Below are 25,887 nucleotides of genomic sequence, written 5' to 3'. Positions count from 1 at the left end.
TCCCTACCAACCTGGCGCAGATTGACTGGCCTGGGTGGCCGGCTTTTGTGGCGGGAAGTTGTTGAGCTGACGCCACAGCTCATAGCCAAGGCGAACTTCTTCAAGCAGGATCCAGGCTTTTACACGGCTGCCAAGACGGGCAATATTTTCCTCTGGCCAGGGCATTTCCGCTTCATCAGGCCGGATCCATACCTGAAACGCACCGCTGGCGTCGGCTACAGGCTCAACATAGGTGACTACCCCGCCGAAGGTACCAATGGCCGTGCCTGGCCAGCCGCTGAACTGAAATACCGGCCAGCCTTCAAATTGCAGGCGTGCCTTCGCACCGGGTTTTACCAACGGCGCATCCAGCCCGCTAATTACCACCCGTACAGTACGCTCTGCGTTTTTAGGAATAAACTGCGCCAGCACATCGCCGGCTTTTACAAAGGTCGAGCCGCCACCGTTAAACAGGCGCAGGATAGTGCCATCCACCGGGGCCGTTTTGGTCATGGTCGCCTGACGGGAGAGCACCATGGAAACCTGATTAATATCGGCCATCGACGATGCGGCTTTGGCTTTGAGTTCCTGCACTTTAATCAACGCCGCTTCAACGTCTTTGCGTGACACCAGGCCCTGCTCCTGCAGCGACTGCTGGCGTGCTAAATTACTTTCAGCATTCACCACTGCTGTTTCGTTAGCTTTGTGCGCCAGTCGCGTAGCGGCTAACTGCGACTGCAGCTTTTCCAGACGCTGAGCATCCACGTCTATCAGGGTCACAATAGGATCGCCCGCTCTGACCTGCATTCCCTCCCGGACATGCCAGGTTTGGATCTGGCCATCAACGAGCGCCGAAATCGCCTGCATGCGGTCTACGGGATCGAGGGAGTCTACCGCGCCCGAGCCATGGGCAGTTTGGATCCAGGGCGTGAAGTAAAGACCGGCGGCCACCACTAACACTAAAAAAGCGATTACCCAACACACCACCTTATGCACACTGGGAATAATCTGCGCGGGCAAGGAAGTGATATTTTGCATAAAACGGTTTTCAGCCTTACTCATGAGCTTCTCCCTGGTTGTCAGTATCACTGTCCTCCACGTATAACACATCCTGCAAGTTCAGAGTGGCGTTAAACACCCCCTTGAGCGGCATATTGGTAAAGTACAACACCGTGCAGTCCAACCGGGCGATACGCGCCACCAGCCGTTCTTTAATACTATGCGGAATGGCATCGAAATGTTGATTGATGACCAGTACCTGCGGTTTGGATAATACTGCGGCAGCGAGTTTCAACAACAAAAACTCCAGCGGTTGCAAGGGCGCGCCAAGCACTGATATTCGCGTTGCAATGCCGTCATCCAGATTATCGACTACTTCATCAAGCCCCACATACTCCAGCGCCTTGCGCACGTCAGCTACTGTTGCCTCTGGTGCAGCCAGCCGTAAATACTCCTCAATAGTACATTCAATAATAAGGGAGCGATCGAGGGTACTCACTGCCTGCCTGAGTTCATACATGTCGTAATCGAACAAACTAAAGTCACCCAACAAAATTTCACCTTTAGCCGGGCGTTCAAAACGCTTAAGGAAACCCACCAATTGCTTTTGCACCCAGCTCTTACGGGTGGTTATAAAGTACTTGTGGCCAGCTTCCAGCGTAGCATCCAGATAACAGCTGTCGTCAAAGTGGGTCAGAGCCAGACGTTTAAATACCAGCTTGGAAGACGACGGAATACGCGCCCCGTCATCGTGAGTTTCTTCCTGCGGGATAACCAATGCCGAACCGATTTTTTCAGCCGCGCCATACAATTCATAATAGAGTTTAAGGTACTGGCTAAACCGCGAGATACCAAAGAAGACCGCCGACATAATCAGCTCTGCTGCAACTAACTGACCGATGGAAAGCTGCCCCTGTACCACCAGAAAGCCACCCAGACCAAGCAGGGTTGCACTGGCAAAGGCGTACAGCAACAGAAATGAAACCGCCTGAGAAAAGGTAAAGGTAAAGTGGCCTTTGTGCTTGGCGATATAGCTTTTAATAAAATGCTCGGTATTGCGCCCGGCGTAATCCATATGATCCGACGATTTGAAAAACTCATGGGCGGCAGCAACATCATTTAGCCATTTAGCGGTATCGTACTTGGTTTGAGACAACTCAATAGCCGTTCGCTTAGCCCCCGGCCCCCAGATTTTCCACACCAGATACATTACCAGTAAAATAATCATGTTGAGGACAAACAAAAACGGGTGATAAAAGGACACCAGCGTAAACCCCACAATAATTTGCAGTACCAGCGCAAAACCATCCACCATCAGTGAAGGGATATTTTTTTGCAGGGTCATAATATCGAAGTAGCGATGGGTAATCGACGTGTTACGCCGCCCTTCAAAAAAGCTGTGTGGGGCCATAATGGTTTTAAGCCCCAGTTGGGAAACCAGCCGGGTGTATACGCGGCGCTCGTAATATTCCATCACCCGCATCCGCAGCGCACTGAAAATGCCCGATATAAATAACGTGGTAAACAGGATCGTAGCCAGAATGGTTACCGCCCGGATTGAACCAATATTGGCGATACTGTTAATTAGCGTTTGCACCGCAATCGGCACGGCCAGGGTGAGCAAGCTGATTGCCACACCATACACTGCCGCTACCCCAAAAAATCCGCCCTCAGGCTTAATCAAAGACACCAGGTATTTTTTGGTTTGTCGTAGATCGATGTTTTTTTCCATTTCAACATTCACTCAACTAAATATACAAGCGCACCATTATTTACTAAATACAATAATAAACCGCCGACAAAAAAGAATAAAACTGTTATATTCTAATATAAACATCGGAAATTCCTTATTATGCATCAGTTAAATTATCATCACCTTTACTACTTTTACCTGATTGCCCGGGAAGGCAGTATCGCCAGTGCCGCTAAACTGTTACATGTTACTCCACAAACCGTTAGTGGTCAGCTGAGTACTTTTGAGAAACAACTGGGTTATTCGCTGTTTGACCGGGTGAGTAAACGGCTCTACCTTAACAGCAAAGGCAAACTGGTGTACCAGCATGCCAGCGAAATATTTCAAAAAGGCGCCAGGTTAGTCGAGTTACTTCACGCCGATAACGAAACCATTGTTCAGACCTTTGTGATAGGGATTACCGATGCTATTCCCAAGGTCCTGGCCTATGATTTTGTACATGCCACGATGGCCCTCTCCGGGAATGTACGCTTTATTTTCAGAGAAGGACCATTTGACTCGTTAATCAGTGACTTAGCTGTCAACCATATCGACCTTGTTATTGCCGACAGAGGGATCGCCCCCGGCACACAGTTAAACGCCAACAGCTATTTTTTAGGCGAGTCCCATTTAAGTTTTTTTGCCGCTAAATCACAGGTGAATCATCACCAGGCGTTTCCTCGCTCCCTCAACGGCGTCAGTTTACTGTTACCGGGCATTAAGTCGGGCATTACCCTTGGCCTGACCAGCTGGCTGGAAGCCAATCAACTCTATCCCCGAATTGTGGCAGAGTTTGACGATAGTGCCTTATTAAAAGTGTTCGGCAGCGAAGGCTTTGGGGTATTTTGTGCCCCTTCGGCTATCGCCAGTCATGTGGCGGATTTTTACAATGTGGCCTGCATCGGTGAAATCACCGATATTACTGAGCGTTTTTATGCTATCACCGGCAAAAACCGCGCTCAGCACTCATTGGTGAATAGCATAGTGGCGGAGGCCAGGACGCTTTTGGGCTAAGCAATGTTTACCGGGTGCATTTTTGTGAACAGAAGCGCACTAAACCATACCTTGCTTACCGATTTAACGTATACTATTGGTAAGTGAAGTGGTGATAACCGCCACCTATTTAAGGCCTGCTAGCCATACCGGCTCAATCTGCTTCAGGCAAACAGCAATGAAACCCAGGTTCAACAGGCCTCCAACAACTAATAAGTCCCGACATGAATCACAATGATGTTTTGCGCAGAGTGCGCTTCGCCCTTCGAATAGACGATACTGCGGCCATAAATATATTTAAGTTAGCTGGCTACAAAATGGATATTGAATATCTGAAAGCCAACATGAAAAAAGAAGAAGAAGCCGGCTTTTTGCCCTGCCGTGACAGCGTAATGGCAATGTTTCTGGACGGCCTGATCATAAAGATGCGCGGCGCCCAGTCGGATGCTCCTCCTCCGCAACTGGCGCGGGGGGAGTTTTTAAGTAACAACGAAATATTACGTAAATTACGCATTGCCTTATCGTTTCGTGATGACGATATGCTTGAAGTAATGAAGCTGGGCAATTTTAATATGAGTAAGGGCGAAATGTCGGCCTTCTTCCGTAAGCCTGATCATCGTAATTTTAAACCCTGTGGCGATCAGGTATTGCGCTACTTCCTGTTAGGACTGGCCCGAAAGTTAAGGCCGGATGTATCCAGCCCAACAACGGATAATGCAACGCCGGTAAATTCCCCGGCGATTAGAAAATCACTGAAAAAGAAAACGGCCCCCAAGCGCAACGTCGCCACTAAAAAGCCCGATGAAAAACGCACTAAAACGGGCGGTCGCATATCGGCCTGGCACAAGCCGGATGATAGTGGCAACGGCGCGAAGCGCCCGCCTAAAAAACGCCAGCAGGATTAACATCTGCTGGTCGTTTAAAGCCTGCCATAGAGTTAGCCTCAGCTATGCCATTTACCCCACTTCATATGGGCCCGGGCCTGTTCGTTAAAGCGCTGCTGCAAAGCAGCTTTAGCTTAATGGTTTTTGGCTGGACCCAAATCATTATGGATATACAACCGTTGTGGGTAATGGTGGTGGGACACGGTCATGTACATGGCTTCTCTCATACGCTGGTGGGCAGTTCACTGATTGCTATTATCGCTGCGCTCACGGGTAAACCTTTATCTGAACTTGGCCTCAGGATAATGGCGATCACCAGCCAGCCCGAACCGCTCAAAATTGCCTGGCGGGTGGCCTTTTTAAGTGCCTTCATTGGCAGTTATACGCATGTGGGGCTTGATGCCATTATGCATGCCGATGTGCAACCCGCCTATCCACTGACTTTGGTTAATCCATTACTCGGTATAGTATCGGTAAAGGCATTGCATAAACTCTGCTTGTACAGTGGTATGCTTGGCGCAATCGTATTTTATCTGGTGCAGTGGCGCTCGCATCACCTTAACTCTCATTAAAGACAATCCGGGGCGTTATTCGTTATGGAACTCAATCAGGTTACCCTGCCAGTTCAGGATATGCACAAAGCAGTGCAGTTTTACTTAACCCTGGGCTTTACCCAGATAGTGGATACGCCCCACTATGCACGCTTTAGTTGCCCCCAGGGGAGCTCAACGTTTTCGCTGGCGCTGGAAGATAAGGCTAGCGCTAACCCCACCGTGATTTATTTTGAGCATGAAGCGCTCGACGAGCTTTACCAGACTTTACAACAACGGGGCATCCCCTTTGAACAGCCGCCAACTGAGCAGCGCTACCTGTGGAAAGAGGCAGTACTAAGAGACCCTTCAGGCAATAAAATTAAGCTGTACTGGGCCGGTGAAAATCGCTTAAACCCGCCCTGGAAGGTCAATATCAAAGCGTAACGGCTTAAAACGGTTTATCATGGGATTCACCGATTTGAAAATAATCAAAATCAACATACCCGCCGGCCTGCTCAGTAGCATAGTTAAATAACCCATAGCGATACCCCATAAAGTGTTTGGTAAAGGTATACAGCATTTGCAGAGGCTTACCTATTTTGTGCCATTTATCGCCATCCAGGCTGTAATAGAACGTGGCAATATCGCGGCTAAAATCTGTATCGATGCGTAAATAAACCCGGTCTTGTTCTACCCCAAGTGTAGCCAGCGTTTCGTAGGCCTGACTCAGTTGATGTACACCCACGATCCCTTGTTTTTCATCCTCGTTGTCGATCCCCAGAATAGAACGTACCATCACCAGGGATTTCTGAGCGTTACTACCCGCTTTCACCGCCACATAGCCATATTTATTCTGCAGTGCAATCAGTCCTGCCACGTCGCCCGCCTTCATGTGCTGAACATTGATGGCAGTTGTTGCCGAACTATGAGAGCCAAACGTTCGTTGTGTCAGGGTATTTTTGGCTGTGAGTACGGTTTTGTCGGTGCGCCCGGTAGTAATTCTTAAGCGGCCAGGATTATTCAGCACCGCCCAGTGGGCGTTATCCGGGTTATGGTTCCATTGCCATACCAGTGGCAACGGGCGCTGCCCTGCACTGCGCTCAAAGTGGTCTGAAGCGACAATGCCCTGCATACCGGTTTCATTATCTGGTAACGCCAGTTTATCCGGCACTTTACCGTCTTCGCCAAGAACCGGCCAGTCATCCTGCCAGGTCACCGGAACAAGGTACGGAATTCGCCCGACACTGCCCCGATCGCCAAATAGCATGGCATACCAGTTACCCTCAGGTGTATCGATTAATCCACCTTGGGCTATGTGCGCATAATCCAGCGCCACCCGGCTTTCCCACGGCCCTTCAATGTTGTCGGCACGGTGGATAATCACGGAGCGGGCCCAACGACTTTTCGGCGAGGCAATAGTAAACAAATAGTACTTTTTGTTAATCTTATGCATTTGCGAACCTTCACCCGGCAGCCCGCCAACTTCATTCTCACCGAAGGCCTTGTTGACGTTTTCGATGATGACTTTGTGTGTGCCGCCCGGCTTAAGATCTGACGCATCAGCTTTAAGCTCAACAAGGGAAATTTTGCCGCCGCCGTATATCATGTAAACACGGCCGTCATCGTCAAAGAACAACGAATTGTCATGTAACACCGGTGCAAATTCGTGGGCCTGCCACGTGCCATTTTCAATGTCCCGGGTTTTGTAAACATGGGTTTTACCGGTGGTAGCTGAGAACGTGGCGGCATAGAACATCCCGTTGTGATATCGCAGGCTGCTGGCCCAGGAGCCTTTGCCATAGGCGTCCTGACCGTTCTCAAGATTCATTTTGTCGTTTTCAACCAACCGATCATAGGCGTAGCCTGCTATCTCCCAGTTAACCAGATCGCTGGATTTCATAATGGGCAGGCCCGGGCTCATGTGCATAGTGGTACTGCTCATGTAATAGGTGTCGCCCACTCTGATGGTGCTGACATCCGGTACGTCAGCCCAGATAACCGGATTTTGTGCAGCACTCGTCTGATAACAAAGAAAAGCGAATACCAAACTGCTAAATACACCGATCCGTTTAATCATAATCAACACTCACCCGTTTAACACTCGCAACCAATACCGCAACAGAATTCGGCATTACAAAGTGTTGCACGTTAGGCAAATTGAACGGCTGGGTAAATGCCACAGGCTTTACCTTTTAAGACGAACCGATTGTTATATTTAACTATTTATTAACTTTTGTAGCGCAAAGACGCCCTGCAAACTGCCTCACCGTCCGGTAGCCATTAGCAGCAGGCTTTGGTTCAATTCGCTGGCAGAAAAAAACCGGCAGAAGCCGGTTTTTCATTCAGGTTTAATTAGCCTCACGGGCCAGTATCACGGCTATTGGCTGAACACTATATTGTCGATAAAGGCGGCGTCTTCCCCATCGCTGACACTGCTGTCTTTGTAATATCGCCATTCAATGGTGTTAACCCCCTGATTGAGGTCGAGGTATTCTGTGCTCCACTCACCGTTACTGATAGTCAGGGTTAGCGCATCATTGACATAAACCTCAAGAATATCGCAACAGGCCTCAGCAGAGACTTTTACATCAAACGCCAGGGTTCCGGTTGCGAACAATCCAGTAAGTGTCATGGAGCTAGTTTCGTTATCAGAAATAGTACCTGAGCGAACACTCTGACTCCCTTCCTGTGGTTCAAAGGTGGAGATTTGCCAGTTCGCGTCGCTTTCTGTGGTCGTATCAAACAAGGCCGGGATTGCATTCGCTTCGAAGGATTCACTATAGCTGGTGATTGCATCAGGTACCGAATTGGCATCTGAAGGATCGGTGCCATAGCGCAGCACTTCATCACCATCACTGAATGAATCAGAGTCAGAATCAACCTCAAGTGGCGAAGTGCCATGGGTTAATACCTCATCGCCATCGCTTAGCCCGTCTGCATCGGTATCGGCTGTTAACGGCCCGGTCTGATAGGTGTTTACTTCAGTGCCATCCAAAAGGCCGTCGCTATCGGTGTCTTCAAGCTCAGGGTTCGTGCCCAGAGTATATTCTTCAAGACTGGTTAAACCGTCAGCATCGTTATCCCAAAGCGCATCAGAGGCGTCTTCATCAGACAAGCTGTAGGTGACTTCCCACCAGGCCGGGATACCATCGCCGTCACTGTCACCGGTGTTGGACACAGAGAATGTAAACTCACCACTTTCGCGGCCGACCATAACAAGCTGTTGGCCCCACGGGAATATAGCAAACACACTGGCGTCGAGGGGTTGAGAATCCAATAAACGATGACTGTCATTACGGAATGTATTGAGTGTCTGGCTACCATTGTCTGCAACGATTGCCATAAACACTTCATCGAAACCTACTACGTCGGTCACTTCTACGCCAAGGTTTGTAGCAATGGTGAGATCGCCAGCATTATAAATAACACCGCTCCCCAGTACTACATGCTCGCCATTATTAATGACTCTGATTGGCAAGTTGATGTTACTACTATCATGGTAAGGGGTCTCGCCGTCGGCGGTAATTTCACCCGATGTCGGATTAATTTCCTCGAAGTGCAAATCGTTTGGCGATGTTTGATCACGGAAGAAATACACCCGATTGTTCGCTTCATTCCAGGCATATTCACGGGAGTAACGATTCCAGTCTTCGCTGTCCGTTAAGGTACCATTTTCATTAATAATATAATGTGTATTCCATGCACCGCTTGCGTCCTGAGCAAGCACAAAGTTTCCGGTTGCAGCCAGTCCGCCCACTGCTAACGGTAATCTGAAATAGGACTGTTGTGACAGGTCGCTATCCAGATTAATGTAGGTAATTGCACCGTCATCGTAGCCAAAATATAAGCGGCGGTGTGCCGCTGAATAGGCCATATGAGCAGGCGACTCTAATAACAGCCCATTGAGCTGGCCTGCCTGAAGCGGATTGAGGTAAGTCTCAGTTTCACTGCTCCAGCGGTATACCTTGCTATCTTGTGAGTTTAATAGATAAACCACACCGAGTTCATCGATAACGGTTTCAGACGGCGTAAAACTGGGTAAAGTTGCCGCATAATCACAGGTACCGTTGCTTGCGGCATGTTCTGCAAGCCAACAAGCAGACTCATTAGGAAATGCATCGAGCATTAGCCCGGTAGTAGAATCAGCTTCTGTAAACCCGCTATTCCAGTTGTCGGGATATCCATCAGCATCGGTATCTACTGAGGCTGCAATGTCCATTGGAAAATCATCCGCTGTATTTACTACGCCGTCGCCATCAGTATCATCATTAGCAACCACTGGTGTTAAGCCAAACGCACCATCATTTATAGTAAACAGAAGGTGATTGGTTCCGTTACTCATGAGGCTCGCCTGCTCGACGTCTAACGAGTACTCTTCAAGAGCTCGGTTTGTGTCATCCATCCTGACGACGTTAAAGCCCCCGGAGGTCTGACGAAGCAAGAGTAATTGGCCATTACTTAATGTTACTGCATCATCAAATCTGCCAATATTACCCAGCCAGGTTAAATCATCAGCGTCGTAATAGTCGCCAGAGCCAAGCAGAACACGTTGACCGCTTGCGGTAATCAATATGGGCCCCTCAATAATGTAATCACCATGATAGGGCGTTTCACCGCTGTCGGTGATAAGACCCGAGTTTTGATCAATCACTTCATAATGCAGATCATTGGGAGATGTAGTACTTCTGAAAAAATAGACGCGTTGGTTAGCTGGATTCCAGGCGTAATCGGTAGAGTAATGATTCCAGTCCTGACTATCGGTCAGATTGCCATTCTGATCGATAACATAATGAGACTCCCAGGACCCACTTGAATCCTGAGCAAGAACAAACTCGCCCACAGCTACCAGACCGTCAACTTGCTGTGACAAGTTATAAAATGGCTGTTCTGTCAACTCGCCCTGCACGTCTACAAAGGTTATTTCACCATCTGAATAGCCAAGATACAGTCGCTGTTGACTACCTGAGAATGCCAGCGCGGTCAGTGTAGATTGCACAAACCCATTACTCTGACCAAGACGGATAGGATTAATATAGTCCTCAGTAATCGAAGACCAACGATAGACAGTGGCATTGTTTGCATTCAACAAATAAACAATACCATTATCATCGATAAGCGTATCGGCAGGTGTAAACTCGGGCATGGTGGCTGCGTAATCACAGTTTCCGTCTTCCGCCGCATGAGAGTCTAACCAACATGCTGAGTCTGCTGGAAAGGCATCCAGCGCTAAGCCCGATGTGGAGTCGGCTGCGGAATAGCCCGAATTCCACTCATCCGGATAGCCGTCATTATCGGTATCGACTGACGCCGAAGCATCGGTTGGGAAGGCATCAATGGTATTGTCTGTACCATCGCCATCACTATCGTTGTTGGCAACGAAATTCTCTACCACTAATTGGCCGTTTAACGGGTAGACCAATATTTGTTCATTTTCGGTAGAGACAATGTGCACATTAGCGGTGTCTAACCGAATACTTTCCAACACCCGGTTAGACGAGTCTTTGCGAAACAGCTGTGTAGCCGATCCCGTGCGGTTAACAATTAAGGTCTCGTTATTATCCAGCCCCACTATATCATGAAGCGGGCCATAGGAACCTTGCCACACCAGCGTCTCGGCATCGAAGATGTTGCCTGCACCGGTAACCACTTCGCGGCCATTATTAATGACTTTGATTGGACCATAGTGAACAAAGTCACCATGATAAGGTGATTCGGTTGCTTCAGAAAACAAACCGGTTGTCTGGCTTATTTCAGTAAACATTATATCGTTTGGTGAAATGCCATCCCGGAAGTGATACAACTTGTTATTAACAGCATTCCAGGCCAGGGTATTTGAAAAATAGTAGCCTGTATCGGAATCAGTCACGACACCATTCTTATCCAGCAGGTAACGTGTACCGAAGCTGCCCTGCATTTTCGCCAGCAGGAAGTCACCCACCGAGAATGACAGTTGCAGCACTTCCTCACCTTCAAATGTCGCTATTTCAAACATCTCTGCTACCTGCCCCTCACTGTAGTCCGAAGCAAATAAGATGTTGTCACCGAAATGGAAATAGAATCGCTCATGGGCAATGCTGTATTCGATATGCTGCGGGCTCTGGACATGACCTAACAACATATTTGCCGAAAAACCCAGAGATGCAGTAAAGGTGCCTGAGTCAGCATGAAAAACATAAACGCGTCCGGTCTCCGCCAGGTAAATAAATGCCGTATCATCAGGACCCGCCATTGTGATAGTAGGCATTAAAGCAGGTACCGTGGCCGCGTAATCGCATGTACCATCGGCTTGAGCATGGTCAGTTAACCAGCAATCGTATTCTTGAGGAAACGCGTCAAGGGTCAGGCCGGTCGTAGAATCGGCTGCTGACATGCCTTGATTCCAGGAGTCTGGATACCGATCATTATCAGAGTCTGTTGAGGCCGCGGGATCACTGGGAAACGCATCCGCGGCATTACTCACCGAGTCCTCGTCAACATCGTCGCTAAACTCAAAAATGTTTAACTGTAGATATGCAAGACGCTCTGTAATAACAATAGCGCGAGACTGGTTCTGGGCAATGGCAAGCGGCGAACCATCATAGGTTTGACTGGTGTATTCATCCAACTGGTTATTGAACCAGCTCAGAGAGGTATCACCTGCCACGTAATTGAGCGTAACCAGCCCGGTTTCGCTAGTCCATGAATGCGACGAAGACGCCATATCAATGGAGGCCATCTGATTCAGGGTGCCTTTTTCATAGATTTTGCCCGCATAAATAAAATATTCAGATTGCTGAGGCGGCAGCAACAGGTCGCGACTGGCTTGTGAGGAGGGTACCGGGTAAGTCTGATTCAGAGATTCAATCTGGCCGTTGTCAGGATTCAGCGTCACAGCAAATAAATTATGGTCGTTGCTAGTCTCTGTTGCATATAAATAAGCAATATAGGAAGCCTCATCCCACTGCATAGCAAAATGACCGCCGTATAAATACTCATCGGCCAGACTAACACCATTTTTATCAAAGATTTCCAGGTTAGCATTATTGGTAAAGACGCCGACAAACGCCCCCATAAGATAGATCTCATTGATGAGGTTGTTGGACTGATAGAAAGTTTCGATGGCGCCATCCATGTCGACTTTATAAATAGCTCCCTGAGCGCTACCGGCATAAAACTTAGCCTCTGTTGGCGCGTACACCAGGGTGGTAATGCGTTCATCCAGATCAATTTGAATGGGTGACTCGAAAGAGCCTGTATTACTACTCAACTGAATAATTTGGTTGGTAGAATCATCCAGAAAGGCAATTTTTTCATTAAACGAATAAGCATGAATATTGCGAATATTCTGTTTGAAATAAGTCAGGTAACACTGGTCACCATTACCGTCTTGCTCACTAATACATCTGGCATCCTGCGCATAGAAATCCGCATTGTCACCCGTTCCGTCACTATCGCTGTCGACAGACTCATCAGGATCGAGGGGAAACGCATCTTCCGTATCATTAACGCCGTCGTTATCATCGTCCTCATCGGCATTATTACCCGTGCCGTCACCATCGGTATCCACAGATTCCATCGCGTCAAAAGGAAACGCGTCGTTGACATCCAGTACCCCATCGTTGTCATCATCGGTATCGACAGAGTCTGCAATGCCATCATTATCAAAGTCAGCAATTGGCGCAGGAGGAGATGAATTGCCTGAACCTCCGCCTCCCCCACAGGCAGACAAAAGAGCAGACATGATTAGAACGTACAGCAGGCGTTTATGTTGCATATGCTCATCCCTAAGCGAGAAAATGTTATCGTTATTGGCTTAGATCTAATTAATTTTAAAAAACTTTATTACAGGTGTTCCTTGCGCTTATTTGAATTCAGAAACTGCAATTAATTAAGCCAGTTACACGTTGAGTGACAACTTATTCGAATCCGCGTTACAGGTCAAGATAATCAATATTTCGAAAGAATTAGCCAATGCGAAGTGACCATTTGGAAGGTCATAAAGCCGTTACAGTAATGACGCAATAAGAAGGATTTGACTGTCCATAGCCCCGCCCCGCAACTTGTGAGCCACGCTTTAAGTCCTGCAAAATAGCGCGGGGGATTTTATCGAACCCGACGTTCGGGTTCTGGCTCACTATCTTCCGGACATAAAAAAACCGGCAAAAGCCGGTTTCTTTGTATTTGGCGGAGAGAGAGGGATTCGAACCCTCGATACGCTATAAACGTATACACACTTTCCAGGCGTGCGCCTTCAGCCACTCAGCCATCTCTCCAAATTTTTTCGACAACCGAATGTTTACCCACTCAGCCATCTCTGAAAAATTGTTTTTACCGCATCGCTGCGGATAAGTGCGCGTATAGTAGGTAAAGCCGCGCCGCGAATCAAGAACTACCCTCAAAAAATCAGCCAAATGCTGATTAATTAAACACTATGCGCTTTTCTTTGCTTTTAGCTGCGCTGAAAAATCTAACATTCTGTTCAGCGGGATCAGAGCTTTTTCACGCAGAGCATCATCAACAAAGATTTCATGTGCGCTCGTGTCGTTGGTAGTAAGCGACTCATAAATAGCTTCCAGACCGTTCATGGCCATCCAGGGGCAATGTGCACAGCTTTTACAGGTAGCACCGTTACCTGCTGTAGGCGCTTCAATAAATTGCTTCTGAGGCATTAACTGCTGCATTTTATAAAAGATGCCTTTGTCTGTGGCGACAATAAACATTTGATTAGGCATATCCTGCGCAGCCTGGATCAACTGGCTGGTAGAACCTACGGCATCAGCCACCTCAACCACGCTGGCAGGTGATTCAGGGTGAACCAGTACGGCGGCTTCAGGATACAGCGCTTTCATGTCCAGCAGCGCCTGAGACGAGAATTCGTCGTGTACGATACATTCACCCTGCCACATCAGCATGTCGGCACCGGTTTTCTTCGCAATGTAAGATCCTAAGTGGCGATCAGGCCCCCAAATAATGGGTTTACCCAGGCTATCCAGATGCTCAACAATTTCAAGCGCGATACTGGAAGTCACTACCCAGTCGGCACGGGCTTTAACCGCAGCAGAGGTGTTGGCATAAACGACTACCGTGTGGTCGGGGTGCGCATCACAGAACGCCGAGAACTCTTCAATAGGACAACCTAAGTCCAGCGAGCACGTGGCTTCCATGGTCGGCATAAAAACGCGTTTTTCAGGGCTTAGAATTTTTGCCGTTTCGCCCATAAACTTCACGCCCGCAACCAGCAGGGTTTGTTCAGCGGCATCTCGACCGAAACGGGCCATTTCCAGAGAATCAGCCACACAGCCACCGGTTTCTTCTGCCAGCGCCTGAATTTCAGGATCGGTATAATAGTGCGCGACCATGGTGGCATTTTTTTCTTTCAGCAACGCTTTGATTTTATCTTTTAGCTGCGCCTTGCGGGCGTCAGACAGCACGGCAGGTTTTGCCGGAAACGGATAATCAATCTGGTCGATACGATACGCTATTGTCATGGCTACTAAATACCTAACCTGGTTATGGCTCAACGGGCGGCGATTATACACGAGTGTCATAAAAATTTCATACACTCAGACGATTGTTTATTAAATAATCAGGATAAAAAGCCACGCCCCTTCTGTCTTAAAAAGGTGGGGCTGATAATGCCGCTTTTCAAGCGGGCAGCCGGCGGGCACATAAAGGTGAATGCAGCACCTTATACAAGTAGTTAACTAAACATGTTTAGTGTTGAACAGCTTAGCGGGTGATTATGCATTACAGGCAAATATGATAAGCCGTCGTGTAAACGCCAGGTGTTCAGGAGATTGCGTATTGTCAGGAAGATGGTGGGTCGTGCTGGATTCGAACCAGCGACCAATTGATTAAAAGTCAACTGCTCTACCAACTGAGCTAACGACCCATCTTAATCTGGTATAAAACCGGGAGTTACTTGAGAATCTTTGAAATGGTGGGTCGTGCTGGATTCGAACCAGCGACCAATTGATTAAAAGTCAACTGCTCTACCAACTGAGCTAACGACCCATTTCAAATTGGTGATAAATCGGGAAGTGGTGGGTCGTGCTGGATTCGAACCAGCGACCAATTGATTAAAAGTCAACTGCTCTACCAACTGAGCTAACGACCCTTCGATTTATCGCGTCACCTTGTCTTGGCAACGGGCGCATATATTACTCATTTCCGGCGGCGGTGCAACCTTAAAAAACGATTAATTTGCACTTTTGTGTCAAAAACCGTTTAACCGCTTAAAAACAAATCAATTCGCGTAGTAAACGAACCGTTTATTCGCACAAAAAATAAAAAAGGAGCCGTAGGCTCCTTTTTCAACATTGATACTACGTCAGAAATTATAGTCTGGCTTCTGCCAATTTTCGAGCAGACGAATCAGGATAAGTATTAATCACTTCTTCGAATAACGCTTTAGCTCGTGCCTGATTACCTACCTTCTCGGCAATCACACCCAGTTTAAGTAGCGCATCGGGGCGCTTGGCAGAATCGGCAAACTTAGTCGATACCACTTCAAACTGCGCGGCGGCTTCCTGCCACTGCTGCTTATTAAACAGTAACTGCCCTAACCAGTAATGCGCATTGGGTGCATAACTGCTGTCCGGGAAGCGTTCGATAAAGGCCTGAAACTCAGGAATGGCTTTATCGTACTCACGGGACTTAAGGATCAGATTAACCGCTTTTTCGTAAGCGTCAGACTCCGACATTGCCGCTGAACCGGTGGCCGGTGTTGAAGGCGTAGAAGCAGGCGTCACACTGGGTTGAGTGCCGGTAGCAGCGGCTGCGCCGTTACCTGCACCACCACTAAATCCTGACTGTTTTAACGCCTCTACCCGCTTATCGATTTCCAGATACAATTCACGTTGCCGGTCGAGCACTTTTTGCAGTTGGTTGGTATGCACCTCAACCGCACCACGTAGCTCATCCAACTCGTTTTGCATGTTGTCGATCTGCTGTTGCAGGCGATGTTGCATTTGCGAGCGGTTATCAACTTTCCTTTCTAACACGGTTAACCGTGATTCAAGGTCGTTGTCGTTAACGTTGTAAACAGGCGCACCTGTTGACTGCGCTAAAGCACCTAACGGCAGACACAACAAAGCCATTGCAACCGGTGCAATGGCTTTCTTATAGGATTTATTGGGATTGCTCATCTTATTGGTAAACAATTACACCACGACGGTTCTGAGCAAATGCGTACTCAGATGAACCCATCACTTCTGGTTTTTCTTCACCGTATGATACTACTGAAATCTGGCTTGAACTCACACCTGCATTCAACAGGTAGGTTTGTACAGATTTAGCACGACGCTCGCCCAGGGCGATATTGTACTCTGGTGTACCACGACTATCAGTATGACCTTCAATCACCACTTTAGTCCCTGGATTCTTAATCAGGAACTCGGCATGCTTATCCAGTACCGGGAAGAAATCAGATTTGATATTTGAACGGTCAAAATCAAAATAAACGGTCTGTTCATTTTGCAGAGCCTGCAGCTCTTGTTGAACCATTTCTTCAGCCATTTGCTGACGTTTAACTGCTTCAGCTTGAACGCGCGCTTCTTCTGCTTCCTGAGCGGCTTGCTCTTCAGCGGCTTGTTGTTGCGCGATGCGGTTACGCTCTGCAGCCAGTTCCTCTTCGCTAGGACCTGATGAACATGCCATCATAGTCACCACTGGCAGGGCGATGATGAAGCTCTTCATTACTTTATTCATTTGCATCCTCTTAATCCTTATACTTATATAGTTGTGATTCTATCAAATCTGTTAAAACAAATAAGGTGACCAGCTCGGCGATTTAACCTGCCCGTCAGCCACCGGTAATCTCGCTTTAAAGCGCCCATCCAGTGACACCAACGACAATACCTGAGTATCCCCGTATAATGTACTATAAATTATCATGCTTCCATTCGGAGCGATACTGGGAGATTCATCTAAATATGTTCTCGTCAGTACCTGAATCGCACCGCTATCCACATCTTGTCTGGCAATGTGATAGTCGCCGCGGGTCCTGTTCACCAAAACAACCTCCTGGCCGTCAGGTGTAAAAGTGGCTCCTAAGTTCTGTTCACCCTCAAAGGTTAAACGTCTAACTGTGCCAGTATCTAAATTTACGCGATAAATCTGTGGTTTACCACCCCGTTCAGAGCTAAATATCAGACTCTTACCATCCGGCGCCCAGGCGGGTTCGGTGTCGATTGCCCGATTTCGGGTAATCCGGCGCAGATTTTTGCTGGCTAAATCCATCACGTAGATTTCAGGGTTACCGTCTTTCGATAATACCATGGCCATCTGCTTGCCATCCGGTGAAAACACCGGGCTGCCGTTAATACCCGGGAAATTCGTGATCCGCTCACGCTCCATGGTATAAATATTTTGTACAAAAATTTGCGGGCGTTTATTCTCAAAGCTCACGTAAGCGAGCTTTTCACCGTCCGGCGACCATGATGGTGACATTAATGGCTCTGGCGACGACAGCAATCGGGTTTCGTTAAAGCCATCGTAATCTGCGATTACCAGTTGGTATGGCAGCTTCACTTTGGTCCTGTCCCGTACAATCACGTAAGCAATGCGAGTCAGAAAAGCGCCTTTTACGCCGGTCAGCTTTTCGTATATCACGTCGCTGATGCGATGTGAGTACTGGCGGAAATCGTCACCACCAATCACTACCGCGCGCTCATCAATAATATGGTCTTTACTGTTAATCAGACCGCCGTCTTTGTTCAGGACTTTCGACTGACCACCGGTTATTTGTCCGCGCAGCACATCGATAATCTCGAAACTTACCAGGAAGCGATCAACCCCTTGCGGTTTTACACTGCCGACCACCACGGTATCGATTCCCTGCGCAGCCCAGGCACCATAGTTAACTTCGCCGTCGGTAGAGGGGTATTCCGGCATCGCAGAACGGGTTACCGGGTTAAACTTGCCACTGCGACGTAAGTCATTCATCACAACGTCGGTCAGATCACCGGGTAATATTCCCTCGCCTTCCCATTTGAAAGGCACCACTGCAATAGGCCGGGCACTGTCGACCCCTTCAGTGATTACAATTTCAAGCGCGGCCTGTAACTGGCCAACCACGCTAAAATAGGCCAGGGCAATCCAAAAACCCAGTTTTCTCATAGGCATTACAACTCCACTTTCAAATCAATGTCTTTCAGTTCTTCATAAACCGCCGGGTCATCTGACATAGGCAGCGTCTCCGCTCGTCTTACCGCGCTTTCAGCAGCCCTGCACAATGCGGCATCACCGCCCACAATACTGACCTGAGAAACAAAACCGGTTGTCGCCAGTTTTAATTTCAACCGGCAGCTCTTGCCTTTAAAATCTGCATTCAGATACCGCATAATGGTTTGCTGAATCATTATTTGATAACGCTCAACTTCCGACAAGACCTGCTGGCGACGTTGCTGTTGCATAGCCGCCTGCTCTTTTGCCAGTTGCTCTTGCATAATTCTTTCCATTTCGGCGCGTTCTTTAGCTTCTTTGGCTTTACGCACCGCTTCGGCTTTTTCTGCCTCTTCCCGCTCTTTACGTTCTCGCGCCTTTTGTTCAGCTAGTCTTCGTAACTCAGACTGACGTTTAGCTTCAGCCGCTTCCCGGGCTTTTTTCTCGCGGGCCTTGCGGGCGGCGGCTTCCTGACGTTTACGTTGTTCGGCAGCCTGCCGTTTACGCTGTTCCTCAGCCCTTGCTTGCGCTTCAGCCTGGGCTTGCGCACGCTGCTGGTCGTAGATTGCCTGCGCATCTATAAAGGTGGCCTTTATTACCGGCGCAGGCGTGCTGTTCGCCACCGGCATTACCGGTGACGACGACAAACTGACGCTTATTAGCAACACTATCACAAGGAGCAGGTGCAAACCCAATGATTTCACTAAGGCCGATTTATCCGCTTGAGTCACAATCAGAGCCCGTAGCTATTTTTCAACTGGATCGGTCATCAAACCGACCGAAGGTACGCCGGCTTTTTGCAGCAGGACCATCAGTTGAATCACTTCATTATAAGCAACCTGACCATCCCCTTTCACCACTACCGGTGTGTCCGGGCTTTGTTTTAACTGGGCCTGAACCAGGGCGGCCATTTCTTCCTCGTCTACTGCCTGCTCCTGATTATCGCCTAAGTTAAGGTAATAATTCCCCTGGATATCCACGGAGGCAATAATAGGTGGCTTGTCTTCCTGCTCAATAGGCTGGGCGCTGGCTTTGGGTAAGTCCACTTTTACGCCCTGCGAAATCAGCGGCGCAGTGACCATAAAAATGATCAATAGAACCAGCATTACGTCGATGTAGGGCACCACGTTAATTTCAGAAACCGGGCGACGGCGTTTACGCACATACATAGCGTTATCTCCTGTTAGATAAGGATGTTATGCGCTTGGCTGCGACGCATGAGCCTGCCGTTGCAGGATGGCAGAAAACTCTTCCATGAAATTCACGTAACTGTTTTCGAGCTTTTCAACCTGGTGACTAAAGCGGTTATAGGCAATAACGGCAGGGATCGCAGCAAACAAGCCTATTGCAGTGGCGATAAGTGCTTCGGCAATACCCGGAGCAACCATAGACAGGGTGGCCTGTTGGACTTCACCTAAGGCAATAAAGGCGTTCATAATCCCCCACACCGTACCAAATAATCCGATGTATGGGCTGATGGATCCCGCCGTTGCCAGAAATGACAAGCGGCTCTCGAGGTTATCTACTTCGCGGGACAAGGCTACCCGCATGGCGCGGTAGGTACCGTCGACCACGACATTAGCATTGGTATTGCTTTTGCGTAGGCGCACAAACTCTTTAAACCCGGCACAGAAAAGATGACCCATGCCGCTGACCTGCTCTTCGCTGGATAACTGCTGGTAAAGACGATTGAGATCGGCCCCTGACCAGAATTCATCTTCGAAGCTTTTCATTTCACTGCGCGCACCGTTAAGTGCTTTCTGACGCTGGAAGATGAACGCCCAGGAGGCAATGGAAACGCTGATTAGTAACAACATAACCAGTTGTACTACGAAACTTGCCTGTAAGAACAAGCCAATAAAGGTTAAATCAGATGACACGCGAAAATTCCCCTAACATTGCCTCTGGTATTCGACGTGGCCGCATATTGGCCAAATCCACACAGGCGATTTTTGCTTGCACGGTAACCAGCAATTTCTGGTCCTGTGCATTTATAATATCTTGTTTAAATGTCATGCTAGCGCCCTTCAATTCTACAATGTGGGACTGAATACTCAACAATTGATTGAAGCGAGCAGGCGCATTATTGTGCATTTCAACGTGTTTGACGACAAAGGCAATGTTTTGTTCCAGAAATTCGTCTTGTTCAAACCCTAAATCTCTTAACCACTCGGTTCTGGCCCGTTCTGCAAATTTTAAATAATTTGCGTAATACACGATACCACCGGCGTCGGTGTCTTCGTAATAAACCCGTATACTGAGTGTATGCACCGCGAAATTTCTCCTTATTAAGATGCGACACATGGTAGGAAAAAGCCTGCTGCCTGTCTATAGCGCACACCAATCACGACCAAATAAATGTATCGCAAGATAAACGACCAATACACCGAACATCTATCGTAAAAGCTTAACATTACTGGGTTAGACAGCAAAAGCCCAACGCTTAACATTTTATTTACAGATTAGTTTTTCTAATCTCGAAACTAAAATATTCTCAATTGTCGGCAATCAAATTATCTCTATAATACGCCTCATCAAGTCGACAGATGAATGAGTTCTCTATTTATTGCCTGTTAGACATGAGTTCCCTGGATTTTTTCCTTCAACACTTGTTGTTCTCACCCCGCTTCTCTGAAGCGGGTTTTTTTTGCCTGTTTTTCGGTCAGCCTTTATTCAGCTCACACTAAAGCACGCCAGCGTAAACGCTAGCGAGCAGGAAGATAATGAAAAAATACTGACTGAATTATTCTTTTTTACAGGAAGAAAGACCAAACGGCAGGTACAACGGACAAAAGTTAATAAGACCAGTGATCAGCATGACTGCACCAAGGGCCCCCCACCAGGACTGATAATAAACCCCTGCCGAAATGATAAGTAGCCCAAACACTACCCTTACTACTTTATCTATGCCACCAACGTTTGCGTTCATACGCTATCCTCCACTGATACGATAATCTCATCGTTATAGTAAGTACGCTGGATAATTAGTTATTGATTAAAATCAGACTGTGGGGAAATTGAGCAGCGCTTAGCCGCCCACCTGAAAGCCCAGATGCAAGTAGGCGCGCTGAGTGGCAATGCGCCCACGGGGAGTACGTTGCAAAAACCCTTGCTGAATAAGAAATGGCTCAATCACGTCTTCAATGGTTTCTTTTTCCTCGCCAATAGCCGCGGCCAGGTTTTCCAGGCCTACCGGCCCGCCATCAAATTTTTCGATAATGGCATTAAGCAGCTTGCGATCCATATAATCGAAGCCTTCTCTATCCACATCGAGCATGTCGAGCGCCGCCGCAGCGACCTCGCCATTCACCGTACCGTCGGATTTTATCTCGGCATAATCCCTAACGCGGCGTAACAAGCGGTTAGCAATACGCGGCGTACCACGAGAACGTTTAGCCACCTCAAAGGCACCGCTCTGGTCCATTTCTAACTGCATATAATGGGCACTTCGAGCCACAATGTCGGTCAGATCTTTGACCGAATAAAACTCCAGTCGCTGTACGATACCAAAGCGGTCTCTCAGTGGTGAGGTCAGTGAGCCTGCCCGTGTCGTTGCACCAATCAGCGTAAACGGTGGTAAATCGAGCTTGATAGAGCGTGCCGCCGGTCCTTCGCCAATCATAATATCCAACTGATAGTCTTCCATAGCGGGATAGAGTATTTCTTCCACCACCGGACTGAGACGGTGGATTTCATCAATAAACAGCACGTCGTTACGCTCGAGGTTGGTCAGCAACGCGGCTAAATCGCCAGCTTTCTCCAGCACCGGTCCGGATGTGGTTTTAATATTTACGCCCATTTCGTTGGCTACAATATTCGCTAGCGTGGTTTTTCCCAAACCGGGCGGTCCGAAAATGAGCAGGTGATCAAGCGCATCCTCGCGACGACGAGCGGCTTCGATGAAAATTTCCATCTGATCGCAAACATGGGGTTGTCCGGTATAATCCTGTAAAAGCTTAGGCCGAATCGCCCGGTCTATCACCGCGTCTTCGTCACTCTCACTGGCAGAAATTAAGCGATCCGCTTCAATCATTAACTTTTCTCTCTATACCTGCTGGCTTGTTGGTATTACAGGGCAGCTTTTAATGCCTGGCGGATCAGTGCTTCACTGTCCATATCATCCTGGTAAACCGCATTCACCATTTTGCTCGCCTGAGGCGGCTTGTAACCCAGCGCAACTAAGGCACTCATGGCTTCTTCTTTCACATCGCTCAATGCTACGATGGCGTTTTCACCACCGTTGTCGATACCACCGGCAGATAACAGCTCGCTGCCGGAAGTTTGCAGATTCTGAGTAAACTTCGCCAGTCGGTCGCGCAGTTCGACCACTAAACGCTCTGCGGTTTTTTTGCCGATACCGGGCAAATTGGTCAGCGACGTCACATCTTCGTGCTGTACCACCTGCAAAAATTGCTTGGCAGACATCCCCGATAAAATCGCCAGCCCCAGTTTAGGGCCAACGCCATTGGCTTTAATCAGTTCACGAAACAAGCCGCGTTCTAACTTATCGGCGAAGCCAAATAATAGCTGTGCATCTTCACGCACCACAAAATGGGTATATAACGTGCAGAGTTCACCCACGGCAGGTAATTGATAGAAGCTGGTCATGGGGAGCTGTAACTCGTAGCCCACACCGCCTACATCCACCAATACATCCGGCGGCGCTTTTTCCAGTAGCTGGCCGTGAATACGTCCAATCATGTTATTATTTTACTCCGTTTTTCATTACCTGCTGTGAGGCACTTAGCGCAACCGGCCGCGAACCGTTTTACGGGCTTGCCCGGCTAACTTCACCAGGTTTTGTTCGCTGTGGGCATGACACAAAGCCACTGCCAGTGCGTCGGCTGCGTCGGCCTGCGGTGTGCCGGATAACCCCAGCAGATGTTTAACCATATGCTGTACCTGGGTTTTATCTGCTCCCCCGGTCCCCACAACCGCCTGTTTAATCTGCCGTGCTGAATACTCTGAAACACTTAAACTGGCTTGGGTTGCCGCTATTATCGCCGCTCCCCGGGCATGACCTAACTTTAAGGCGGAGTCCGGATTACGGGCCAGAAACACCTGCTCTATGGCCAGACAATCGGGCTTAAACTGTTCAATTAGTTCGCCTACACCAATAAATATTTTATCCAGTCTTGGCGCCAGCGGTTTATCGGTTAACCGGATACAACCACTGGCAACATAGATTAATTTACTTTGCTGTCGACGGATTAAACCATAACCCGTTACACGCGAACCTGGATCTATACCCAGTATTACCATTATTTTGACTCAGGTACAAATGCCAGGATGGCAGCTTGATTAGAAGGTGACCAAACACGCTCTGCAGCAACAGATTTTTCTACCCATTCATAAGCAGAATGTTCGGTTAAAATGATAGGTGCCTGACTGCTTATTTGCACCACGAACACATATTCTGTATTCACAAACGCATCGGGCGGATAGCGGTATCGCCACTCAGGACGAATTTCGTACTGATTAATGTGCTGACAATCCACAATGTCACCAGACTCCGGTGACAATACAACGCCGGTTTCTTCAGCAACCTCACGGTAAGCCGTTCCGAGTGGGAGTTCCCCTTCTTCAATGGTACCGGTAACCGATTGCCAGAACTCCGCGTCATCATTACGCTGCATGATGAGTACCTGGTTGTGCTCATTGTAGAGCACAACCAGTACCGACTCGGGACGCTTATAAGCCATTACTCGGCGTCTTTCTTCACTGTGGCGATAGCCAAATCAGCCAGTTGCTGCGGATTAGCAGGACTTGGCGCGTCGGTTAGCGGGCAGGCAGCCGTGGTCGTTTTCGGGAACGCCATCACATCGCGGATAGACGTTGCACCGGTCATTAGCATGACCAGACGATCCAAACCAAAAGCTAAACCTGCATGGGGTGGCGCACCGTAACGCAGCGCTTCCAGCAGGAAGCCAAACTTAAGCTCCGCTTCTTCTTTGTCGATACCCAGAATGCTAAAGACTGTGGACTGCATGGTCTGGTCGTGTATACGCACCGAACCGCCCCCTAATTCAACCCCGTTCAGTACCATGTCGTAGGCATCAGACAGCGCTGTTGCCGGCGCTTCAGCCAGCTGCTCCGGAGATAAATCACGCGGTGCGGTAAACGGATGATGCAGCGCGTGCAACGCACCATCAGCTTCTTCAAACATAGGAAAGTCAACCACCCAAAGCGGGCGCCACTCACCTTCCAGTAACTCAAAATCTTCACCCAGCTTCAGACGCAGTGCGCCCATGGCTTCGGTAACAACCGTTGCATTATCAGCGCCAAATAACAGAATATCGCCATCTTCAGCGCCGGTACGGGCAAGAATTTCGGAAACGATTTCAGCATTCAAGAACTTAAGAATTGGCGACTGTAATCCATCCAGGCCGTTGGCTTTTTCGTTAACTTTAACCCAGGCCAGGCCTTTCGCGCCGTAGATGCCAACAAACTTGGTGTACTCATCAATTTGCTTACGCGACAGCGATGCACCACCCGGTACACGGATAGCGGCAACACGACCTTTCGGATCGTTGGCCGGGCCACTGAACACTTTAAAGTCAACGTTGGCCAGCAGATCTGCTACATCGGTCAGTTCCAGCGGGTTACGTAAGTCCGGCTTGTCACTACCATAGCGCTTCATCGCTTCGGCGTAGGTCATTTGCGGGAAGTCGCCTAAGTCCACATTGAGCATTTGCTTAAACAAATCGCGGATCAACCCTTCGGTAATGGCCATTACACCATCGGCACCTAAGAAGGTAGTTTCGATATCGATTTGGGTAAATTCAGGCTGACGATCGGCACGTAAATCTTCGTCACGGAAGCACTTAACGATTTGATAGTAGCGGTCCATTCCAGACATCATCAGCAATTGCTTAAACAATTGTGGTGACTGCGGCAAAGCGAAGAATTCGCCTTTGTGGGTGCGGCTCGGCACCAAATAATCGCGAGCCCCTTCAGGTGTCGCTTTAGTCAGAATTGGCGTTTCGATATCCAGAAAACCTTCGCCTTCCAGATAACGGCGTACTGCTGCGGTCACCTTGGCGCGAAACTGCAGTTTATTGCTCATTACCGGGCGACGCAGATCAAGGTAACGGTAGCGTAAACGCTGTTCTTCAGAGTTTTCCTGATTCCAGTCCAGTGGTAACACGGCCGACTTATTAAAGATTTCCAGGCCAGTACCCAGAATTTCCACTTCACCGGTGGACATTTGCTTATTGACCTGGCCTTCAGGGCGAGCGCGCACTGTGCCGGTCAACTTGATACAGAATTCGGCACGCAGCGTATTGGCAAGGGCCTGTACTTCCGGTAAATCAGGGTCAAAAACGACCTGTACTAAGCCTTCGCGGTCGCGCAGGTCGATAAAAATCAGGCCACCCAAGTCGCGGCGTTTGTTTACCCAGCCACACAGCGTGACTTCTTGTCCAATATAAGATGCGTTAATTTTCCCACAGTAATCTGTGCGCATGGTCTTCGACCCCTAATTACTTTGTTAGCTATTTTGTCGTTGCGTGAAGGTGCTGGCTCTACCGACTTGAATCTACCGATAATTACCCGATTATTCCTTTACCTGCTTTACCGGCATGAGGATAATGACCGCCAACGCGTCTGTTATGTTTTAAATTTA

The 25,887-nt window shown here is 48.5% G+C and carries 22 protein-coding genes and 4 tRNA genes; 4 read left to right on the top strand and 22 right to left on the bottom strand.

Features of this window, described 5'->3' with window-relative positions; all coding sequences use genetic code 11:
- Positions 1-3: 3 nt before the first annotated feature.
- Positions 4-1,041, bottom strand: coding sequence for an efflux RND transporter periplasmic adaptor subunit (locus AC27IB_RS10510; RefSeq protein ID WP_487120754.1), 1,038 nt, complete (start codon positions 1,039-1,041; stop codon positions 4-6).
- Entirely contained in the window at positions 1,034-2,710 is a 1,677-nt protein-coding gene (locus tag AC27IB_RS10505; protein ID WP_487120752.1) for an ABC transporter transmembrane domain-containing protein, read from the bottom strand. Before AC27IB_RS10505 ends, AC27IB_RS10510 begins: the two co-directional genes overlap by 8 nt.
- 120 nt (positions 2,711-2,830) lie before the next feature.
- On the opposite strand from AC27IB_RS10505, the gene AC27IB_RS10500 reads away from it, so the two are divergent.
- The 4 genes from AC27IB_RS10500 (at position 2,831) to AC27IB_RS10485 (ending at position 5,564) form a co-directional block, all read left to right on the top strand.
- Positions 2,831-3,724, top strand: a complete 894-nt coding sequence (locus tag AC27IB_RS10500; RefSeq protein WP_296050790.1) for a LysR family transcriptional regulator — start codon at positions 2,831-2,833, stop codon at positions 3,722-3,724.
- Positions 3,725-3,927: 203 nt separating this feature from the next.
- Entirely contained in the window at positions 3,928-4,608 is a 681-nt protein-coding gene (locus tag AC27IB_RS10495) for a YehS family protein (RefSeq protein ID WP_487120750.1), read from the top strand.
- Positions 4,609-4,652: 44 nt separating this feature from the next.
- Positions 4,653-5,159, top strand: a complete 507-nt coding sequence (locus tag AC27IB_RS10490) for a hypothetical protein (protein ID WP_487120748.1) — start codon at positions 4,653-4,655, stop codon at positions 5,157-5,159.
- Positions 5,160-5,183: 24 nt separating this feature from the next.
- Positions 5,184-5,564: a VOC family protein gene (locus tag AC27IB_RS10485; protein WP_296053077.1), complete on the top strand. Its 381-nt coding sequence runs from the start codon at positions 5,184-5,186 to the stop codon at positions 5,562-5,564.
- A gap of 4 nt (positions 5,565-5,568) precedes the next feature.
- Here the strand turns inward: AC27IB_RS10485 and AC27IB_RS10480 are convergent, their stop codons facing one another.
- From AC27IB_RS10480 to aspS, 20 genes are all read right to left on the bottom strand, one after another.
- Positions 5,569-7,197: a glycoside hydrolase family 43 protein gene (locus tag AC27IB_RS10480; RefSeq protein WP_487120746.1), complete on the bottom strand. Its 1,629-nt coding sequence runs from the start codon at positions 7,195-7,197 to the stop codon at positions 5,569-5,571.
- Between the two features lie 300 nt (positions 7,198-7,497).
- Complete coding sequence (locus AC27IB_RS10475; RefSeq protein ID WP_487120744.1) at positions 7,498-12,873, bottom strand: hypothetical protein; 5,376 nt, start codon at positions 12,871-12,873, stop codon at positions 7,498-7,500.
- A 408-nt stretch (positions 12,874-13,281) separates the two neighbouring features.
- Positions 13,282-13,372 (bottom strand) — tRNA-Ser (locus AC27IB_RS10470).
- A 156-nt stretch (positions 13,373-13,528) separates the two neighbouring features.
- Complete coding sequence (gene nadA / locus AC27IB_RS10465; RefSeq protein ID WP_487120742.1) at positions 13,529-14,587, bottom strand: quinolinate synthase NadA; 1,059 nt, start codon at positions 14,585-14,587, stop codon at positions 13,529-13,531.
- 328 nt (positions 14,588-14,915) lie between these two features.
- Positions 14,916-14,991 (bottom strand) — tRNA-Lys (locus AC27IB_RS10460).
- Positions 14,992-15,037: 46 nt separating this feature from the next.
- A tRNA-Lys gene (locus AC27IB_RS10455) sits at positions 15,038-15,113 on the bottom strand.
- A 27-nt stretch (positions 15,114-15,140) separates the two neighbouring features.
- A tRNA-Lys gene (locus tag AC27IB_RS10450) sits at positions 15,141-15,216 on the bottom strand.
- Positions 15,217-15,436: 220 nt separating this feature from the next.
- Positions 15,437-16,198: a tol-pal system protein YbgF gene (ybgF, locus tag AC27IB_RS10445; RefSeq protein WP_487120847.1), complete on the bottom strand. Its 762-nt coding sequence runs from the start codon at positions 16,196-16,198 to the stop codon at positions 15,437-15,439.
- A 49-nt stretch (positions 16,199-16,247) separates the two neighbouring features.
- Complete coding sequence (gene pal / locus AC27IB_RS10440) at positions 16,248-16,814, bottom strand: peptidoglycan-associated lipoprotein Pal (protein ID WP_296048509.1); 567 nt, start codon at positions 16,812-16,814, stop codon at positions 16,248-16,250.
- A 45-nt stretch (positions 16,815-16,859) separates the two neighbouring features.
- Positions 16,860-18,218, bottom strand: a complete 1,359-nt coding sequence (tolB, locus tag AC27IB_RS10435; RefSeq protein ID WP_487120845.1) for a Tol-Pal system beta propeller repeat protein TolB — start codon at positions 18,216-18,218, stop codon at positions 16,860-16,862.
- Between the two features lie 5 nt (positions 18,219-18,223).
- Positions 18,224-18,994, bottom strand: a complete 771-nt coding sequence (gene tolA / locus AC27IB_RS10430; RefSeq protein WP_296048511.1) for a cell envelope integrity protein TolA — start codon at positions 18,992-18,994, stop codon at positions 18,224-18,226.
- A 15-nt stretch (positions 18,995-19,009) separates the two neighbouring features.
- On the bottom strand, positions 19,010-19,432 hold the full coding sequence (gene tolR / locus AC27IB_RS10425) for a protein TolR (RefSeq protein ID WP_296048514.1): 423 nt from the start codon (positions 19,430-19,432) through the stop codon (positions 19,010-19,012).
- A 27-nt stretch (positions 19,433-19,459) separates the two neighbouring features.
- Positions 19,460-20,143: a protein TolQ gene (gene tolQ, locus AC27IB_RS10420; RefSeq protein ID WP_296048517.1), complete on the bottom strand. Its 684-nt coding sequence runs from the start codon at positions 20,141-20,143 to the stop codon at positions 19,460-19,462.
- Entirely contained in the window at positions 20,133-20,567 is a 435-nt protein-coding gene (gene ybgC / locus AC27IB_RS10415; protein ID WP_487120739.1) for a tol-pal system-associated acyl-CoA thioesterase, read from the bottom strand. Before ybgC ends, tolQ begins: the two co-directional genes overlap by 11 nt.
- A gap of 439 nt (positions 20,568-21,006) precedes the next feature.
- On the bottom strand, positions 21,007-21,192 hold the full coding sequence (locus AC27IB_RS10410) for a YgaP family membrane protein (protein WP_296048522.1): 186 nt from the start codon (positions 21,190-21,192) through the stop codon (positions 21,007-21,009).
- 99 nt (positions 21,193-21,291) lie between these two features.
- Complete coding sequence (gene ruvB / locus AC27IB_RS10405) at positions 21,292-22,296, bottom strand: Holliday junction branch migration DNA helicase RuvB (protein WP_296048525.1); 1,005 nt, start codon at positions 22,294-22,296, stop codon at positions 21,292-21,294.
- Between the two features lie 35 nt (positions 22,297-22,331).
- Positions 22,332-22,964 carry a Holliday junction branch migration protein RuvA gene (ruvA, locus tag AC27IB_RS10400; RefSeq protein WP_487120736.1) on the bottom strand — a complete coding sequence of 211 codons (633 nt, stop codon included), beginning with the start codon at positions 22,962-22,964 and terminating at the stop codon, positions 22,332-22,334.
- Positions 22,965-23,006: 42 nt separating this feature from the next.
- Positions 23,007-23,528: a crossover junction endodeoxyribonuclease RuvC gene (ruvC, locus tag AC27IB_RS10395; RefSeq protein WP_296048625.1), complete on the bottom strand. Its 522-nt coding sequence runs from the start codon at positions 23,526-23,528 to the stop codon at positions 23,007-23,009.
- Entirely contained in the window at positions 23,525-23,965 is a 441-nt protein-coding gene (nudB, locus tag AC27IB_RS10390) for a dihydroneopterin triphosphate diphosphatase (protein WP_487120734.1), read from the bottom strand. Before nudB ends, ruvC begins: the two co-directional genes overlap by 4 nt.
- Positions 23,965-25,728, bottom strand: a complete 1,764-nt coding sequence (gene aspS / locus AC27IB_RS10385; protein WP_487120732.1) for an aspartate--tRNA ligase — start codon at positions 25,726-25,728, stop codon at positions 23,965-23,967. Before aspS ends, nudB begins: the two co-directional genes overlap by 1 nt.
- Positions 25,729-25,887: the final 159 nt, after the last annotated feature.

It is taken from the genome of Alteromonas sp. 4NH20-0104, assembly GCF_057547795.1.
This window is presented reverse-complemented; position numbering and strand designations above follow the sequence as displayed.

Excerpts from the sequence above, each read along its gene's own strand:
- ybgF (WP_487120847.1), bottom strand. The coding sequence starts at position 16,198 with ATGGCTTTGTTGTGTCTGCCGTTAGGTGCTTTAGCGCAGTCAACAGGT.
- AC27IB_RS10410 (WP_296048522.1), bottom strand. The coding sequence starts at position 21,192 with ATGAACGCAAACGTTGGTGGCATAGATAAAGTAGTAAGGGTAGTGTTT.
- AC27IB_RS10510 (WP_487120754.1), bottom strand. The coding sequence starts at position 1,041 with ATGAGTAAGGCTGAAAACCGTTTTATGCAAAATATCACTTCCTTGCCC.
- ybgC (WP_487120739.1), bottom strand. The coding sequence starts at position 20,567 with ATGTGTCGCATCTTAATAAGGAGAAATTTCGCGGTGCATACACTCAGT.
- nudB (WP_487120734.1), bottom strand. The coding sequence starts at position 23,965 with ATGGCTTATAAGCGTCCCGAGTCGGTACTGGTTGTGCTCTACAATGAG.
- aspS (WP_487120732.1), bottom strand. The coding sequence starts at position 25,728 with ATGCGCACAGATTACTGTGGGAAAATTAACGCATCTTATATTGGACAA.
- AC27IB_RS10475 (WP_487120744.1), bottom strand. The coding sequence starts at position 12,873 with ATGCAACATAAACGCCTGCTGTACGTTCTAATCATGTCTGCTCTTTTG.
- AC27IB_RS10490 (WP_487120748.1), top strand. The coding sequence starts at position 4,653 with ATGCCATTTACCCCACTTCATATGGGCCCGGGCCTGTTCGTTAAAGCG.
- tolR (WP_296048514.1), bottom strand. The coding sequence starts at position 19,432 with ATGTATGTGCGTAAACGCCGTCGCCCGGTTTCTGAAATTAACGTGGTG.
- ruvB (WP_296048525.1), bottom strand. The coding sequence starts at position 22,296 with ATGATTGAAGCGGATCGCTTAATTTCTGCCAGTGAGAGTGACGAAGAC.
- AC27IB_RS10500 (WP_296050790.1), top strand. The coding sequence starts at position 2,831 with ATGCATCAGTTAAATTATCATCACCTTTACTACTTTTACCTGATTGCC.
- AC27IB_RS10480 (WP_487120746.1), bottom strand. The coding sequence starts at position 7,197 with ATGATTAAACGGATCGGTGTATTTAGCAGTTTGGTATTCGCTTTTCTT.
- AC27IB_RS10485 (WP_296053077.1), top strand. The coding sequence starts at position 5,184 with ATGGAACTCAATCAGGTTACCCTGCCAGTTCAGGATATGCACAAAGCA.
- tolB (WP_487120845.1), bottom strand. The coding sequence starts at position 18,218 with ATGAGAAAACTGGGTTTTTGGATTGCCCTGGCCTATTTTAGCGTGGTT.
- AC27IB_RS10495 (WP_487120750.1), top strand. The coding sequence starts at position 3,928 with ATGAATCACAATGATGTTTTGCGCAGAGTGCGCTTCGCCCTTCGAATA.
- AC27IB_RS10505 (WP_487120752.1), bottom strand. The coding sequence starts at position 2,710 with ATGGAAAAAAACATCGATCTACGACAAACCAAAAAATACCTGGTGTCT.
- pal (WP_296048509.1), bottom strand. The coding sequence starts at position 16,814 with ATGCAAATGAATAAAGTAATGAAGAGCTTCATCATCGCCCTGCCAGTG.
- ruvA (WP_487120736.1), bottom strand. The coding sequence starts at position 22,964 with ATGATTGGACGTATTCACGGCCAGCTACTGGAAAAAGCGCCGCCGGAT.
- nadA (WP_487120742.1), bottom strand. The coding sequence starts at position 14,587 with ATGACAATAGCGTATCGTATCGACCAGATTGATTATCCGTTTCCGGCA.